At 39.8% G+C, this 1,398-nt stretch carries 2 protein-coding genes and 1 pseudogene; all 3 read right to left on the bottom strand.

Features of this window, described 5'->3' with window-relative positions; translation table 11 throughout:
• A pseudogene (locus tag F6K49_RS49270) lies at positions 1-110 on the bottom strand (hypothetical protein); the annotation flags it as partial.
• Between the two features lie 128 nt (positions 111-238).
• Positions 239-493, bottom strand: coding sequence for a TIGR03643 family protein (locus F6K49_RS49265; protein WP_293110048.1), 255 nt, complete (start codon positions 491-493; stop codon positions 239-241).
• Between the two features lie 108 nt (positions 494-601).
• Positions 602-1,398 (bottom strand): RNA-guided endonuclease IscB (gene iscB, locus F6K49_RS49260; protein WP_293110046.1); only part of this gene is annotated, 797 nt, incomplete at its 5' end.

Below are 1,398 nucleotides of genomic sequence, written 5' to 3'. Positions count from 1 at the left end.
AGCTCAATAGATAAATCCTGGGCTTGCTCTAGGGAGAGAGTCAGCACTTGATCGGCAAATATTCTTAAATTGAATTCTTGTTCTAGAGATAGTTGCTCGGAATATTTCATGGCTGACTTACCATTTATTGTATAACAATATATTGATGCAGTTATAAATTATTTTAATTCTTATAAAAATAATTTGCTAGGACTTAATACGGTAATTTAGGTAGTAAAAACCGTATAGTGTTGTTAACTTAATTCTTTTGGTTGTTTGACTTGAAGCGACCTGCGGTAAAATTTCTTTTTCGGAGATGTTTGGTGTTACGTGCAGTGACTCTCTTACGCCACATCTTGAAGCTTGAAGTAGTCATGGAACGTCGCATTAATTGAATTACGTGTTTCTCTTGGAGACCAAACTGAACCTCAATTGCCTCAAATGGTGTTCTATCCTCCCAAGCCATTTCAACAATGCGATCAATAGTTTGGTTGTCTAAGTTGGATATCTTCATCAAAAAAATAGGGGTTGGTAAGGGGAGCGACGGAAACCCCTGTCATTCATGCATGGGGAGGAGTCGCTCCCCTTACATAAACAGCAGCTTGACAGAGATTCTTTTGAATTAGAAACTATAAGAGTATCCATCTTTCCGGTGTACAATGCTGCAATATTTATGACTAATTCCTTGAACCAGTTCGTGTTTAGTGGAGATATTGAATGAACCGGTTTTTCGAGTAGCTATTCTACCTGTGTAGGTTCCAATTTTCTTGCCTTTGGTTACAACGGCTTTGGCAATATCTCCAGTCTGAAACCCTTTGACAAACTTAAACCTTGGTACATAACGAGTGGGAAAGCCAAACTTGTTCGTTCTGCACATCTGACGAGTACCATGTCCTTTAGCTGAAATCAACAAGGGCTGATAACTTTCGATGTACAAAGTATCGACTTCTCCAACATTCGCGGCATCTAACCAGTGTGTTTTTGGAAGGTTCTGCCGACATCGATTGTACTTAGTTAATCCACCTGACCCTGTTTCAATCGGCAAACCTAAGGCTTTTAATTCGTTATACAACTTCCATCGAGTTGAGTTGACGGCTGCCCCATCGACTAAAGGTCGTTTGGCTTGAGAAAGAATACGCTTTAGAACATCAGGTTTACCAGATAAAAACTGTTCGATTTCCTGATTACCTTTGATTTGATTGCACTTCCTACAAGCAATTGCTAGGTTACTTACTCGGTCAGAACCGCCCTTTGATTTAGGTTTGATGTGTTCGACCTCTAGTTGAGTATCGGTCACACCACAGTAAGCACATTTACGATTCCATTTGGAAAGTAGATATTCTCTAACTTCATATCCGTAGAGTGTGCCCTGCTGATACTCTGTGCCAGAAATCTCAGGGTTTTCCATCTTCTGAGTAT

This window comes from Moorena sp. SIO3I6, assembly GCF_010672095.1.
Note: the sequence above shows the minus strand (reverse complement) of the source record. Positions and strands in the feature narration are given on the sequence as shown.